The sequence below is a fragment of the Rhizobium sp. Leaf371 genome, assembly GCF_001424045.1.
GTDB lineage: Bacteria > Pseudomonadota > Alphaproteobacteria > Rhizobiales > Rhizobiaceae > Ferranicluibacter.
Window position 1 is genome coordinate 459667 of the sequence record NZ_LMQB01000012.1, and the last position, 14470, is coordinate 474136.

General features: G+C 65.2%; 15 protein-coding genes. 8 read left to right on the forward strand and 7 right to left on the reverse strand.

Annotated features, from left to right (window positions below; genetic code table 11):
• The first annotated feature begins 7 nt into the window (after positions 1 to 7).
• Positions 8 to 1075, forward strand: coding sequence for an HlyD family secretion protein (locus ASG39_RS10085; RefSeq protein ID WP_062594837.1), 1068 nt, complete (start codon positions 8 to 10; stop codon positions 1073 to 1075).
• Positions 1076 to 1172: 97 nt separating this feature from the next.
• Here ASG39_RS10085 and rplI read toward each other — a convergent pair whose 3' ends face one another.
• From rplI to ASG39_RS10110, 5 genes are all read right to left on the reverse strand, one after another.
• Entirely contained in the window at positions 1173 to 1748 is a 576-nt protein-coding gene (gene rplI / locus ASG39_RS10090) for a 50S ribosomal protein L9 (RefSeq protein ID WP_062594838.1), read from the reverse strand.
• 36 nt (positions 1749 to 1784) lie between these two features.
• Positions 1785 to 2771, reverse strand: coding sequence for a DUF2232 domain-containing protein (locus ASG39_RS10095; protein ID WP_156468100.1), 987 nt, complete (start codon positions 2769 to 2771; stop codon positions 1785 to 1787).
• Between the two features lie 184 nt (positions 2772 to 2955).
• Complete coding sequence (gene rpsR, locus ASG39_RS10100; protein WP_062468866.1) at positions 2956 to 3204, reverse strand: 30S ribosomal protein S18; 249 nt, start codon at positions 3202 to 3204, stop codon at positions 2956 to 2958.
• Between the two features lie 21 nt (positions 3205 to 3225).
• A complete protein-coding gene (rpsF, locus tag ASG39_RS10105) occupies positions 3226 to 3666 on the reverse strand; it encodes a 30S ribosomal protein S6 (protein ID WP_062468864.1) in 441 nt (146 codons plus the stop codon).
• Between the two features lie 369 nt (positions 3667 to 4035).
• A complete protein-coding gene (locus ASG39_RS10110; protein WP_062594840.1) occupies positions 4036 to 5079 on the reverse strand; it encodes an aldo/keto reductase in 1044 nt (347 codons plus the stop codon).
• Between the two features lie 242 nt (positions 5080 to 5321).
• Between ASG39_RS10110 and fabD the strand changes: the two genes are divergently transcribed.
• The 7 genes from fabD (at position 5322) to gmk (ending at position 12578) form a co-directional block, all read left to right on the forward strand.
• Positions 5322 to 6263 carry an ACP S-malonyltransferase gene (fabD, locus tag ASG39_RS10115; RefSeq protein ID WP_062594841.1) on the forward strand — a complete coding sequence of 314 codons (942 nt, stop codon included), beginning with the start codon at positions 5322 to 5324 and terminating at the stop codon, positions 6261 to 6263.
• 77 nt (positions 6264 to 6340) lie between these two features.
• Positions 6341 to 7078: a 3-oxoacyl-[acyl-carrier-protein] reductase gene (fabG, locus tag ASG39_RS10120; RefSeq protein ID WP_062594962.1), complete on the forward strand. Its 738-nt coding sequence runs from the start codon at positions 6341 to 6343 to the stop codon at positions 7076 to 7078.
• A 346-nt stretch (positions 7079 to 7424) separates the two neighbouring features.
• Positions 7425 to 7661, forward strand: coding sequence for an acyl carrier protein (locus ASG39_RS10125; RefSeq protein WP_062468856.1), 237 nt, complete (start codon positions 7425 to 7427; stop codon positions 7659 to 7661).
• 255 nt (positions 7662 to 7916) lie between these two features.
• Positions 7917 to 9176, forward strand: coding sequence for a beta-ketoacyl-ACP synthase II (gene fabF / locus ASG39_RS10130; protein ID WP_062594842.1), 1260 nt, complete (start codon positions 7917 to 7919; stop codon positions 9174 to 9176).
• Between the two features lie 466 nt (positions 9177 to 9642).
• On the forward strand, positions 9643 to 10845 hold the full coding sequence (gene mltG, locus ASG39_RS10135; RefSeq protein WP_062594843.1) for an endolytic transglycosylase MltG: 1203 nt from the start codon (positions 9643 to 9645) through the stop codon (positions 10843 to 10845).
• A gap of 174 nt (positions 10846 to 11019) precedes the next feature.
• Positions 11020 to 11907: a YicC/YloC family endoribonuclease gene (locus ASG39_RS10140; protein ID WP_062594844.1), complete on the forward strand. Its 888-nt coding sequence runs from the start codon at positions 11020 to 11022 to the stop codon at positions 11905 to 11907.
• Positions 11908 to 11909: 2 nt separating this feature from the next.
• The gene (gene gmk, locus ASG39_RS10145) at positions 11910 to 12578 is read left to right on the forward strand and encodes a guanylate kinase (protein ID WP_062594845.1); all 669 of its coding nucleotides are present in this window, start codon (positions 11910 to 11912) and stop codon (positions 12576 to 12578) included.
• Here the strand turns inward: gmk and rsmA are convergent.
• Together rsmA and pdxA are read right to left on the reverse strand one after the other, a co-directional pair.
• Positions 12575 to 13414, reverse strand: coding sequence for a 16S rRNA (adenine(1518)-N(6)/adenine(1519)-N(6))-dimethyltransferase RsmA (gene rsmA / locus ASG39_RS10150; protein WP_062594846.1), 840 nt, complete (start codon positions 13412 to 13414; stop codon positions 12575 to 12577). The genes gmk and rsmA overlap by 4 nt on opposite strands.
• On the reverse strand, positions 13414 to 14466 hold the full coding sequence (pdxA, locus tag ASG39_RS10155) for a 4-hydroxythreonine-4-phosphate dehydrogenase PdxA (protein WP_062594847.1): 1053 nt from the start codon (positions 14464 to 14466) through the stop codon (positions 13414 to 13416). Before pdxA ends, rsmA begins: the two co-directional genes overlap by 1 nt.
• Between the last annotated feature and the right edge of the window lie 4 nt (positions 14467 to 14470).

Sequence of the window (14470 nt, forward strand, 5' to 3'; positions counted from 1 at the left end):
GTCCGCCATGTCCAAGCTCACCCGCTCTCCCGTCACCATCCTCGTCCTCATCGCCGGCGCCGTCGGCGTCCTGCTCGTGCTCTACGCCTGGCGCCTGCCGCCCTTCGTCACCGCCGTGGAAACCACCGACAATGCCTATGTCAAAGGCTATGTCACCATCATGAGCCCGCAGGTGGCGGGCTATGTGGTGGAGGTGCCGGTCCGCGACTATCAGGCGGTGAAGGAAGGCGACGTGCTCGCCCGTATCGACGAGCGCATCTACCAGCAGAAGGTGGCGCAGGCGCGGGCGACGCTCGCGGGACAGAAGGCCGCGCTCGACAATTCCCGCCAGCAGGAAGCCTCCGCCAAGGCCAGCATCGCCTCCAGCGACGCGCAGGTGCTCGGCGCCAAGGCTGCCCTTCGCCGGGCGGAACTGGCCTCCGAGCGCGTCAGCCAGCTCGCCGCCCGAAGCGTCGCCTCCACCAGCGAGGTCGAGGCGGCACAGGCGACCTTCGAGCAGGCCAAGGCCGCAGAGGCGCAGGCCGAAGCCGCCGTCGAGGTCAACCGGCAGGCGCTCGCCACCATCATCGTCAACCGTGGCTCGTTGCAGGCCGCCGTGGCCGGCGCCGAGGCCGCTGTGGAGCTTGCCGAAATCGATCTCGCCAACACGGCGATCCGCGCGCCGCGCGATGGGCATCTCGGCGAAGTCGGCGTTCGCCTCGGGCAATATGTCACGGCCGGCACGCAGCTGATGTCGGTCGTCCCGAGCGAACTCTGGGTGGTCGCCAACTACAAGGAAACCCAGCTCGACGGCATGAAGGTCGGCCAGCCCGTCACCTTCACGGTGGATGCCCTGGAGCACCAGAAACTGACCGGCCATGTCCAGCGCTTCTCGCCGGCCGCCGGCTCCGAATTCAGCGTCATCCGCCCCGACAATGCCACGGGGAATTTCACCAAGATCGCCCAGCGCGTCGGCGTCCGGATCTCGATCGATCCTGGACAGGCGGCGGCCGAACGGCTGGCGCCGGGCTTATCCGTCGTGGTGCGCATCGACAAATCGCTCGATCCCGATGCGAAGATCGCCGATGCGGAATGACAGCCAGAAATGGCTGGGCTGAGACGGCGGGGTTGAAACGAAAAGGGCCCCGGAGCGGCGAACGCTCCGGGGCCCTTTTGCGATTGATCGCGAAGGCTTATTCGTCTTCGTTTTCGAATTCGGCTTCCGGGTTGAAGAAGTCTTCCGGACGCAGGGCATCTTCGTCGACGCCGTAGATGGCATCGGCGGAGTTGAGGTTTTCACCCTTGGCCTGACGTTCGGCTTCGTCGGCCGAACGGGCGACGTTCATCGTGACCGTGATCTCGACTTCGGCATGCAGGTGGATCTTCACCGCGTGCAGGCCGATGGACTTGATCGGGTTGTTGAGGTCGACCTGGTTGCGGCCGACGTTGAAGCCTTCGGCAGCAAGCACTTCGGCAACGTCGCGGGCTGCGACCGAACCGTAGAGCTGGCCGGTTTCGCCGGCGGAGCGGACGACGTTGAAGCTCTTGCCGTCGAGCTGTTCGGCAACCGTCTGGGCTTCCGACTTGCGCTCGAGGTTGCGGGCTTCGAGCGTTGCGCGCTCGCTTTCGAAACGGGCCTTGTTGGCGGCGTTGGCGCGCAGCGCCTTGCCGAGCGGCAGCAGGTAGTTACGGGCAAAGCCGTCCTTGACCTTGACCGTTTCGCCCATCTGGCCGAGCTTGGCGACGCGTTCGAGAAGAATGACATTCATGGTAGTATCCTTTCAGGTGTCTGTGTCTGGAATGGTTTAGTCAGGCGTCTTTCCCGTCGGCGTCTCGCCCGTTTTTTTCTGGGTCGGAGACAGCGCGATCGCTCGGCGTGTATCCATGAGGCCCGACAGGAGGAAGAAGAAGGCGGGGATGGTGAAGAGCAGCACCGAGAGGTAGCCGAGCCACAGCACCGGAAGCCGCCAGGATTTGCCGCGGGTGCGGAAGTGGAAGACGGCAAAGCCCGAAAGCAGGAAGCCGGCGCCGAACGTGCCGCAGACGAGCGCGCCGACGGCGCCCGCAGCGCCGCCCGCAAAGGTCAGCACCAGCCCGCCGAGAAAGGCGAAGATGGCGAAGCGATGCATCCGCAGCGTCGAGGGAATATCCTCGCGCGGACGCAGGCTGCGGCCGGACATCTGGACGATCCGGGTGGCCGTGTAATAGGCCGCAAACAGCATCAGCACCCACAGCGCGCCCTGGACCATCGGCAGCGCCACGCTGAACACGGCCTTGATCTGCGCGAGCGCGGCGGGATCCGGATTGTAGGTCGGCTCCTGGCTCTTCAGCGCTTCGATGACGATGTCGACCATGCCGGCGGCGGTTTCCGTGCTGTAGCCGAGCACCACGCCGATGATCAGCATGCCCGCGGTCACGAGGCCTGCAAGATGCGTGAGGATGTCGGACAGCGGATACCAGGCCATGGCATCGTCCGGCCCGCCGATTTCGCTCGCCGGACGCGCCAGATTGGCCAGGTGCGACAGCCAGGCGGCGGGGATGAGCGTGACGACGAGGATCAGCAGCGCGAAATAGGGCGAGACGGCAACGGCGGCGAGAAAGCCCGCAACGACCACGGCGACGATGGCAGCCCGGTTGCCCCAGCCGAGCCCTGCAATCAGGACCGGCAGCGCGGAGGCGGCATAAAGAACGATGGCGAGAGAAGACGGCGTGGTGGCGCCGAACGACAGGAACGCGGCGGTCACGCCGGCCAGAATGCCGGTCAGCATCGATGTCCTGTTGATGGCTGTCACGTGTCGCTGTCCTGCTCACTGGCAGTTAGAGGACGATCGAAGCCGTCCCCAACATGGGTTTGATCGCTGAAAAGCGACCGTTCCGATCCACGCCCATCGTGGAAGGGAGAAGGCGGCCGATCAAAAACCGGCCGCCCCCCTCGATCAAAGCCTGGCAATCAAAGCCTGGCAACGAAACCCTGACTTACGACAGAACGTAGGGCAGGAGGCCGAGGAAGCGGGCGCGCTTGATGGCCTGGGCCAGTTCGCGCTGCTTCTTCTGGGAAACGGCGGTGATGCGCGAGGGTACGATCTTGCCGCGCTCGGAAATGTAGCGCTGCAGGAGACGGACGTCCTTGTAATCGATCCGCGGAGCGTTTGCGCCCGAGAAGGGGCAGGTCTTGCGGCGGCGATGGAAGGGGCGGCGTGCCGGAGCGGAGGAGATGTCAGCCATTGTCTATAATCCCTTCAAACTTCAAGCGCGGTCTTCGCGCGGACGGCGCGGGCGATCTTCACGGTCGCCATCGCGGCGAGGACGGTCGCCGAAGCCACGGTCCGGACGGTCGCCGTCACGGCGCGGACGGTCGTCGCGGTCGCGCTTCTGCATCATGGCGGACGGGCCGTCTTCATGCTTTTCGACAGCGATGGTCATGTAGCGAAGAACGTCTTCGTTGATGCGCATCTGGCGCTCGACTTCGTGGACGGCCGGTGCCGGAGCATCGATGTCCATGAGGACGTAGTGAGCCTTGCGGTTCTTGGCGATGCGGTAGGTGAGGGACTTGAGGCCCCAGTTTTCCACCCGGCCGACCTTGCCGCCATTGGCTTCGATCACACCCTTGTACTGTTCGACGAGGGCTTCGACCTGCTGTGCGGACACGTCCTGGCGGGCCAGGAACACATGTTCATAGAGAGCCATGATTGGCTTACCTTTCTTGCGTTTAACGTCACCCGGCAACGGCGCTAAGCCTCAACGACTGTTCTTAAGGACGCGCATGGCATCGGCAAGAAAGTGTTGTTTCGAGACGGTCGAGAGCGGAGACACGGGAGGCTGGATCCCTTCAGGATCCCGACAGGCACCACAAGAGCGCCGGCCCTCCGTTCAGCCACCAGCCAGAAGACCGGGTGTTTCGAACACGGCGGCTTATACGCGGATTCCCGGAGAATGCAAGACCCGGATTGCAAGACCGCGGGGGGGGGTGAAACAACGCCGGACCGCGAAACCCGCTTTCAGCCCGTGCGAAAAGCGGGTTTCCCAAGTGTTGGATCGGCGCGCGCGCGATATCGTTCAGATCGGCATCGGATAGAGGCGGTGGATCCGGCGGATGCCGTTGAGCAGTTCCGGCGTCAGCACGAGGTCGGCAGCGCCGAGATTGATGTCGAGCTGCTCCGTCGTCGTCGCGCCGATGATGGCCGACGTGGTGAAGGGGCGCGACAGCACGAAGGCGAGCGCGAGCTGCGATGGGTCGATGCCGTGATCGCGCGCCAGCGCGACATAGGCTTCGACCGCCGGCTCCTGATGCGGCGTGAAACGACCGCCGAGATCGCCGTTGATCGACAGACGGCTGCCATCCGGCCGCGCGCCGCCGATATATTTGCCGGAGAGAAGCCCGGCCGCAAGCGGCGAATAGGCGAGAAGCCCGACCGATTCGTGATGCGAAAGCTCGGCAAAGTCGAGATCGTGCGGGCGATAGAGAAGATTGTACTCGTTCTGGACCGAGGCCACGCGCGTCAGGCCGTGACGATCGGCAAGATCGATCAGCTTCTGCGTGCCCCACACCGTGTCGTTGGAGAGGCCGATGGCGCGGATCTTGCCGGCCTTCACCTGGGTATCCAGCGCATGCAGCAGCGCGCCGAGATCCTCGACCACCTTGTCGCTGTCCTGCTTGGTCGGGTCGTAGCTCCAGGCATTGCGGAAGTGATAATGCCCGCGGTTCGGCCAATGCAGCTGGTAGAGGTCAACATGGTCCGTCTGGAGCCGCGCGAGGCTGGCGTCGAGCGCCATCACGATGCTGTCGGCCGTCATCGGCCCGCCGCCGCGAATATAGTTGCGGCCGGAGCCGGCGATCTTGGTCGCGAGCACGATCCGGTCGCGGTTGCCGCGCTCGGCCATCCAGTTGCCGATGATCCGCTCGGTTCCGCCATAGGTCGCCTCCGACAGCGGCGTCGTCGGATAGAGTTCCGCCGTGTCGAGGAAATTGACCCCCGCCTCGACCGAGGCGTCGAGCTGGGCGAAAGCCTCGTCCTGCGTGTTCTGCGATCCCCAGGTCATGGTCCCCAGGCAAATGGTGGAGACCTCGATGCCGGTGCGGCCGAGTTGTTTGTACTGCATGAAGGATTGACCTTGTCGTACGAGACCGGAGACCCGGCCCCTGTGATCCGCGAAAAGAGACGGGCGTCCCTGCTGCGACGCAACATAATCGGCATGGGGACAAGGTCAAGCGCTTGGGATTTGCCGCCATCGAAGGCCGTGAGGATTATCCGGCCACGGTTTCTCGCCAGCCCATTTCCCTTCGCGCCTTGACTTACCCGGCCCGAGTGTGAATGGAGATGCCAAAACAGAGGAGATGCTTCATGGCGATCGCGTTTACGTTTCCGGGGCAGGGTAGCCAGGCTGTTGGCATGGGGCGGGATCTGGCGGAAGCCTTTCCGGAAGCCTCCGCCGTTTTTGCCGAGGTGGACGATGCGCTCGGCGAAAAGCTGTCCGACGTCATGTGGAACGGACCGGAAGATCGGCTGACGCTGACGGCGAATGCGCAGCCGGCGCTGATGGCCGTCTCTCTCGCGGCGATCCGGGTTCTGGAAGCGCGCGGCCTCAATCTCTTGAAGCATGTCGATTTCGTGGCCGGCCACTCGCTCGGGGAATATTCGGCGCTCTGCGCTGCCGGCACGTTTTCGCTCGCCGACACCGCGCGGCTTCTGCGCATCCGTGGCAATGCCATGCAGGCGGCCGTGCCCGTCGGCAAGGGCGCGATGGCGGCGATCATCGGGCTCGATCACGAGGCCGTGCAGGCTCTCTGCGCCGAAATGTCGGAGATCGGCCCGTGCCAGATCGCCAACGACAATGGCGGCGGACAGCTCGTCATTTCCGGCGACAGGCAAGCCGTGGAGAAAGCCGCCAAGCAGGCGAGCGACAGCGGCGCCAAGCGCGCCATCATCCTGCCCGTCTCCGCGCCGTTCCACTCCGCCCTGATGGCGCCGGCGGCCGACGCCATGCGCGAGGCGCTGGCGACGGTTAAGCGTCGCGATCCGGTCGTGCCGCTTATTGCCAATGTCCGCGCGACGCCGGTCACCTCGGCCGACGAGATCGTCGATCTCCTGGTCGAGCAGGTGACGGGTCAGGTCCGCTGGCGCGAAACCGTGGAATGGTTCGGCGCAAACGGGGTGACGACGCTTTATGAGGTCGGTTCCGGCAAGGTGCTGACCGGACTGGCCCGCCGCATCGACAAATCCGTGACGGGACTTGCGGTCAATGCGCCGGCCGATATCGAGGCCGTCCTCGCCGCTCTGCTCTAGACCCCTGCGGTGCAGACACCAGATCCCGAGGACCGGCCGGGTGCCGGCTCGGGAAACGAAGATAAAGGAAGATGATCATGCTCGACCTGACAGGCCGCAAAGCCCTGGTAACCGGTGCCTCCGGCGGCATCGGCGAAGAGATTGCCCGTATCCTCCACGCCCAGGGCGCGACCGTCGGGCTGCATGGCACCCGCGTCGAGAAGCTGGAAGAACTCGGCAATGCGCTCGGCGAGCGCGTGCATCTGTTCCCGGCCAATCTTTCGGATCGCGACGCGGTGAAGGCGCTCGGCGAAAAGGCCGAGAGCGAGCTGGGCGGCGTCGACATCCTCGTCAACAATGCCGGTATCACCAAGGACGGCCTGTTTGTCCGCATGAGCGACGCCGACTGGGACGCGGTGCTCGAGGTCAACCTGACCGCCGTCTTCCGCCTGACCCGCGAACTGACACATCCGATGATGCGCCGCCGCCATGGCCGCATCATCAACATCACCTCCATCGTCGGCGTCACCGGCAATCCGGGCCAGGCGAACTACTGCGCCGCCAAGGCCGGCATGATCGGCTTCTCCAAGTCGCTCGCCCAGGAGATCGCCACCCGCAACGTCACGGTCAACTGCGTCGCGCCGGGCTTCATCGAAAGCGCCATGACCGGCAAGCTCAACGACAAGCAGAAGGACGCGATCATGGGCGCGATCCCGATGAAGCGCATGGGCACCGGTGCCGAGGTGGCAAGCGCCGTCGCCTATCTCGCCTCCAACGAGGCGGCCTATGTCACGGGCCAGACGATCCACGTCAACGGCGGCATGGCGATGATCTGAGTCGGGTGCGGGACGGGTCGATCCCGGGCGCTCGAATTGCCCGTAAATGCTTGTTGAGCAAGGATTGGCGTCCCAAATTCGGACTTTGCGCCGCCGTTAAACCGTGTTAATCGGGCCGTGGTGGTCCGGACGGTGCGGGGTCTTTTCCCCTGCCGGACGGTCCGAACGGATCACGGAGACGATGCGGATGCCGGCACGCTGGCGCCCGGTCTTGCTTCAGGTTTGAAGGCGGGGCTCTCCCGGTTTGAAGGATTGCCGGTTGAACCGCAGTGGTTTAACAGGCTTTGGCAAGGGAGCGCCTTCGGGCGTTCCTGATAAAGAGAAAACGAAGGTCGAGGAATCCGACATGAGCGACATCGCAGAACGCGTAAAGAAAATTGTCATTGATCATCTTGGCGTCGATGCCGAAAAGGTAACTGAAGGCGCAAGCTTCATCGACGATCTCGGCGCGGATTCGCTCGACACGGTCGAACTGGTCATGGCCTTCGAAGAAGAATTCGGCGTTGAAATTCCTGACGACGCTGCAGATTCGATCCTGACCGTCGGCGATGCCGTCAAGTTTATCGAAAAGGCCCAGGCTTAATCGCCAGGCACGATCGAACGGGTTGCGGCGGGCGCAAAAGCAGCCCGCCCACTCACGCCCCGTGATGCCGCTTCTCGCCCTGTCCGCAGGGCCGGCCGCATCATCCGGGCTCGGAAACGCTCTCCAGCGGCGCCATCCGGACCGCGATAGCCGAGGGTAGATGCGACGAGGTCCCGCCACGGGACCGGCTCCATCGACCGGCCGCGATCCTCCGCGCCGGAGCATATCGAGACTTACGAGGATGGATCGCGGTTCATGAGACGTGTCGTTATCACCGGTACCGGCATGGTATCGCCGCTCGGTTGCGGAACGGAAGCCAGCTGGGCGAGACTGATCGCCGGCGACAACGCAGCCCGCACCGTTACGGAATTCGACGTTTCCGATCTCCCGGCCAAGATTGCCTGTCGCATCCCCTTCGGCGATGGTTCCAACGGCACGTTCAATGCCGATGACTGGATGGAGCCGAAGGAACAGCGCAAGGTCGATCCCTTCATCATCTATGCCATGGCCGCGGCCGAAATGGCGCTGAACGACGCGGGCTGGCACCCGAAGACCGACGAGGACCAGATCGCCACCGGCGTGATGATCGGATCCGGCATCGGTGGCCTCGAAGGCATCGTCGAAGGCGGCTATACGCTGCGCGACAAGGGCCCCCGCCGCGTTTCCCCCTTCTTCATTCCCGGCCGGTTGATCAACCTTGCGTCGGGCCAGGTCTCCATCCGTCACAAGCTGCGCGGCCCCAATCACTCCGTCGTGACCGCCTGTTCGACCGGCGCGCATGCCATCGGCGATGCCGCCCGGCTGATCGCGCTGGGCGATGCCGACGTCATGGTGGCCGGCGGCACGGAATCGCCGATCTCGCGCATCGCGCTGGCCGGCTTTGCCGCCTGCAAGGCGCTCTCGACACAGCACAACGACGATCCGACCAAGGCCTCGCGCCCCTATGACAAGGACCGCGACGGCTTCGTCATGGGCGAGGGCGCCGGCATCGTCGTCGTGGAAGAGCTGGAGCATGCCAAGGCCCGCGGCGCGAAGATATACGCGGAAATCGTCGGCTACGGCCTTTCGGGCGATGCCTTCCACATCACCGCGCCGTCCGAGGACGGAGACGGTGCCTATCGCTGCATGAAGATGGCACTGAAGCGTGCCGGCCTGCAGCCCTCCGACATCGACTATATCAACGCCCATGGCACATCGACCATGGCCGACACGATCGAGCTCGGTGCGGTCGAGCGCGTCGTCGGCGAGCACGCGTCCAGCATCGCCATGTCCTCGACCAAGTCGGCGATCGGCCACCTTTTGGGGGCTGCCGGTTCCGTCGAGACGATCTTCTGCGCGCTCGCCATTCGCGACAACATCGCGCCGCCGACGCTCAATCTCGACAATCCCTCGGTCGAAACCGCGATCGATCTCGTGCCGCACACGGCCCGCAAGAAGACGATCGACGTTGCCCTGTCGAACTCCTTTGGCTTCGGCGGCACCAATGCGACGCTGATCATCCAGCGCTACGCCTGAGGCGTCGCGCGCAGGCGCGCGCGCCCGGTGCACGGCATCGGGCGATAATGTCCGGTGCGCCGCATCCGATCCTGTTTTCGCCGCATTGCTCGTTACAAAACAGCTGTCTGATCCATCGCCGTCGAGTGTTCAAACGCGATGTCGGCAGCGTGAGATTGCGGGAATCCCGTCGCCGCCGGTCGGTGTCGTCTTTCGGCGAAAGACATGCTACTGCAGACGTCCCGACGTCGGAGACGATCCGGGGACAGGAACCTGGTCAGAGCGCTGAGCCGCACGTGCGTGCGCCGTTCGGCCAGGGCTGGTGTCGTCGGGGTTGCCGCGCTTGCGCATGGCGATCCCTTCACGCGGGCGGCGCCTTCGTTGAGGCAGGCTGTCTCGTTCAATTTTTCGCTGTCCCGAACCTCTTCCGGAGTTCGCATCGGGGAAGCGGGGCGTGCAAGATGCGAACTCCGGATGCAGGACAGGCGTGAGCGACGGACAAGAAAACAGCACGGCTCCGAGCGGCCGGAAAGACGGCGGCACCAAGGGGCCGATCATTCCGAAATCGCCGATCGAGGCCTTGCGCCCCGAAAAGGTTCCGCAGCCGCCCAAGCGCTCCCGCAAGGCGCGCAGCCAGGTCGTGATCTTCCTCAACTTCCTGATGACGGTGATCGTCGTGCTGACGCTGGCCGCAGCCGGCATGGCCTATTACGCCATGACGGCCTACGAGGCGCGCGGGCCCCTGTCGGCCAATTCCAACTTCATCGTCCGCAACGGCGCCGGCATCGCCGAGATTGCCTCGAGCCTGGAGCGCAACCAGATCGTCTCCGACGGCCGCGTCTTCCGCTTCATGTCCGAAGCCTATCTCGATGACGAGACACTGAAGGCCGGCGAGTACGAGATCAAGGCCGGCGCCTCGATGCAGGAGATCATGGAACTCCTGAAGTCGGGCAAGTCGATCCTCTATTCGGCCTCGCTTCCCGAAGGCCTGACCGTCAAGCAGATGTTCCGCAAGCTACAGGACGACGCCGTTCTCGAAGGCGATCTGCCCGCGACCCTTCCCGCCGAAGGCACGCTGCGGCCGGATACCTACAAGTTCTCGCGCGGCACCAAGCGTGCCGAGATCGTCGCCCAGGCCATGGGCGCGCAGAAGACGATCGTCGACCAGATCTGGGCGAAGCGCGATCCGAAACTTCCGATCAAGACGCGCGACGAGTTCGTCACGCTCGCCTCCATCGTCGAGAAGGAAACCGGCATTGCCGACGAGCGCTCGCGTGTCGCCTCCGTCTTCCTCAATCGCCTCGACAAGGGCATGCGTCTCCAGTCCGATCCCACGATCATCTACGGGATCTTCGGCGGCGAGGGGAAGCCGGCGGATCGCCCGATCCTGCGCTCCGATCTCGAGAAGAAGACGCCCTACAACACCTACGTCATCAAGGGCCTGCCTCCGACGCCGATCGCCAATCCCGGGCGTGCGGCGCTGGAAGCCGTGGCCAATCCGTCGCGCACCGCCGATCTCTATTTCGTGGCGGACGGCACGGGCGGCCATGTGTTCGCGACCACGCTCGACGATCACAATGCCAATGTCCGCCGCTGGCGCAAGCACGAGGCGGAGAAGGCGAGCGCCGCCAAGGCGGCCGGCGCAACCGGTCCGCAGGTGGACGCCGAGGAAACGCCTGTCCAGAATTGAGCAGCGGCGCGGGCGAGGACAGGCAGAGGCCGTCGCCGGCCTGTTGCGGCCCGTCGCCTTGTGGATGACGCGCCGGGGCCGGGCCGGCCGGTGCAATAGGCCTTGCAGGCACAGTCGTTGCGGCCTTAAACAGGATGCTCGCTCGTCCCTGCGGCATTTCCCCGAGGAGTTCCCATGCCCTTGCAGTCCATGACCGGATTTGCCCGCCGGGAGGGTACGTCCGGGAAAAGCCGCTGGGCCTGGGAATTGCGCTCGGTCAACGGCAAGGGCCTCGACGTCAAGCTGCGCCTGCCCGGCGGGCTGGAGGCGCTCGATGCCGAGGTGCGCCGGCGGATCGCCGCCTGTTTCTCGCGCGGCAACATGCAGGTCGGTCTCAGCCTCAATGCCGGGGAAACCCAGATCCAGACGACGATCAACCAGACGGCACTCGCCTCCGTCCTGTCGTTGCGCGAGCAGCTGTCGGACGTGATCGATCCCGCGCCGCTGAAGCTCGATACCCTGCTCGCCATCCGCGGCGTCATCGATTTCAAGGAGCCGGAAGAGAGCGAGGCCGACAAAGCGGCGCGCGAGACGGCTGTTCTCACCGGCCTCGATCTCGCACTCGCCGATCTCGCCGCCATGCGCGAGAGCGAAGGGGCGGCCCTTGAACAGGTGCTGCTCCGTCAGATCGACGAGATGGAGATGCTGCTGACGACGATCGAGGCCGACCCGTCGCGCACGCCGTCAGCGATTGCGGCAAGGCTGGTGCAGCAGATCGATTGGCTGACGAGCCATGCCGCCACGCTCGACCGTGATCGCCTTCATGCGGAAACGGCGCTTCTGGCGGCAAAGGCCGATGTGCGCGAGGAGATCGACCGGCTGCGGGCCCATATCGTCGCCGCCCGCGCGCTTCTGTCGAAGGGCGGGCCGATCGGCCGCAAGCTCGACTTCCTCTGCCAGGAATTCAACCGCGAAACCAACACGATCTGCTCGAAATCGACCTCCGCCGCCGTGACGGCCGCAGGCGTCGATCTCAAGGTCGTCATCGACCAGTTCCGCGAACAGGTCCAGAATCTGGAGTAATGATGCGCCCCGCCGAAACACCGAAAAAGGCCTCCGACATTTCCCGCCGTGGCTTGATGCTCGTCATTTCCTCGCCGTCGGGCGCAGGCAAGTCCACGATCGCGCGCAATCTGCTGGAAGCCGATCCGGAGATGAGCATCTCCGTCAGCGTCACCACGCGCAAGCGTCGTCCGAGCGAGATCGACGGTCGTCACTATCATTTCAAGACGATCCGCGAATTCGAAGGCCTGCGCCAGACGGATGCCCTGCTCGAATGGGCCGAGGTGCACGGCAATTTCTACGGCACGCCGCGCGATGCGGTGGAGGAGGCGATGTCGGCCGGCCGCGACATGCTGTTCGACATCGACTGGCAGGGCGCCCAGCAGTTGCAGGAGAAGATGGGGGGCGACGTCGTCTCGATCTTCATCCTGCCGCCGACCATGGGCGAACTCCAGTCGCGGCTGCACCGCCGGGCCGAGGACACCGAGGAGGTCATCGCCACCCGCCTCGCCAATTCCCGCGCCGAGATCGAGCACTGGGTCGAATACGACTATATCGTCGTGAACGAGGATCTGGACACGGCCTTTGCCGCTGTCCGCGCGATCGTCGAAGCCGAGCGCCTGCGCCGCGACCGCCGCCCGGGCCTGTTCGAATTCGTCAAGGATTTGCTCACGGAAACGCCGAAACTCTAGAGGCAGTTCGCCAAGCGGCAGAACTCTTCCACCGACAACGTTTCCGCCCGGCGCTGCGGGTCGATCTCCGCTTTGGCGAGAAGGGTCTCGCCGCCGAGCGATTTGACGCTCTGGCGCAGCATCTTGCGCCTCTGGCCGAAGGCGGCCTGCGTCACGCGTTCCAGGGCGGACAGGGAGCAGGGGATCGGGTTTTCGCGCGGCTCCAGATGCACCACGGTCGAGGTGACCTTGGGGGGCGGCGTGAAGGCCTGCGGGGGCACGTCGAAGGCCATGCGCGCCTCGGTGCGCCAGCCTGCGAGAACGCCGAGCCGGCCGTAATGGTCGTTCGTTTCGTCGGCCACGATGCGCAGGCCCACCTCGCGCTGGAACATCAGCGTCATCGAGGCGTAGAAGGGCGGCCACGTCTCGGTCGTCAGCCAGTTGACCAGAAGCTGCGTGCCGACATTGTAGGGCAGGTTGGCGATGATGCGGATCGGTCCTTTCGCGCCGGACTGGCGCGCCAGTTCCGCGAAATCCACTTTCAGCGCATCGCCCTCGATCACCTCGAGGCGGCCGGGATAATGGTCGGAAATATCGGCGAGCGCCGGCAGGCAGCGACTGTCGCGCTCGATGGCGATCAGCTTGCGCGCGCCGAGCGACAGGATCGCGCGTGTCAGGCCGCCGGGTCCGGGGCCCACCTCGATCACCGTCGCGTCTTCGAGGGAGCCGGCCGTGCGGGCGATCTTCTGCGTCAGGTTGAGATCGAGAAGGAAGTTCTGGCCGAGTGCTTTCTTGGCATCCAGCCCATGGCGCTGGATGACGTCGCGCAGCGGCGGCAGTCCGTCGATGGCGGCCATCAGGAGGCGCTCTCGAGCGCGGCGCGCTCGGTATCGGCGAGTTCCCGCGCCATGCGAAGCGCCGCGACCAGACTGTCCGCCCGCGCGACGGTGCGCCCGTCCGCCCTTTGTCCGGCAATGCCGAAGGCCGTACCGTGGTCCGGCGAGGTGCGGATGAAAGGCAGGCCGAGCGTTACATTGACGCTGTCGTCGAAGCCCAGCGCCTTCGCCGGGATCAGCGCCTGATCGTGATACATGCAGAGTGCGACGTCGTAGGTCGCGCGCGCCCGGTCGTGGAACATCGTGTCGGCCGGCAGCGGGCCGACGGCATCGATTCCCTCCGCCCGCAGCCGCTCGACGACCGGCCGGATCACCGCATCGTCCTCGAGCCCCAGCGCACCGTTCTCGCCGGCATGCGGGTTCAGCCCGGCGATCGCAAGGCGCGGCGCGGCGATGCCGAAGCGGGCCTTCAGATCGGCGGCGGTGATGATGGCCGTGCGGTAGATGAGGTCGCCCGTGAGAAGCGCGGGCACGTCCTTGAGCGGGATATGAATCGTGACGGGCACGGCCTTCAGCTTCGGCCCCGCCAGCATCATGATCGGCAGCAGCGGCCTGTTGCGCGCGACGCTGCCAAGCTCGGCCAGAAACTCCGTGTGTCCCGGAAAGCGGAAGCCTGCGGCATAGAGCACGGATTTGGCGATCGGATTGGTGACGACGGCGGCGGTCTGCGACGCCAGCGTCATCTGCACCGCCGCCTCGATGGCACCGATGATGGCCGGCGCATTGGCGCTGTCGGCCGCACCGGCGATCACGGGCGCCGGGCAGCGTATCGGGAACACGGGAAGGCTGTGGGCGAAGAGATCCGCGGCCGAGCGGTGGTCCGCCTCCGACAACGACACGTCGATGCCGAGCAGGCGCGCGCGTGCGGCCAGCGCCTCGGGGTCGCCGATGAACAGGAAGGGGGCAAGCCCGAGGTCCTCGCGGCGTGCCCAGGCGTCCAGCGTCACATCGAGCCCGATGCCCGCCGGATCGCCCATGGTCAGGGCAAGCGGCGCCCGGGTCTCGTCGGTCATGATG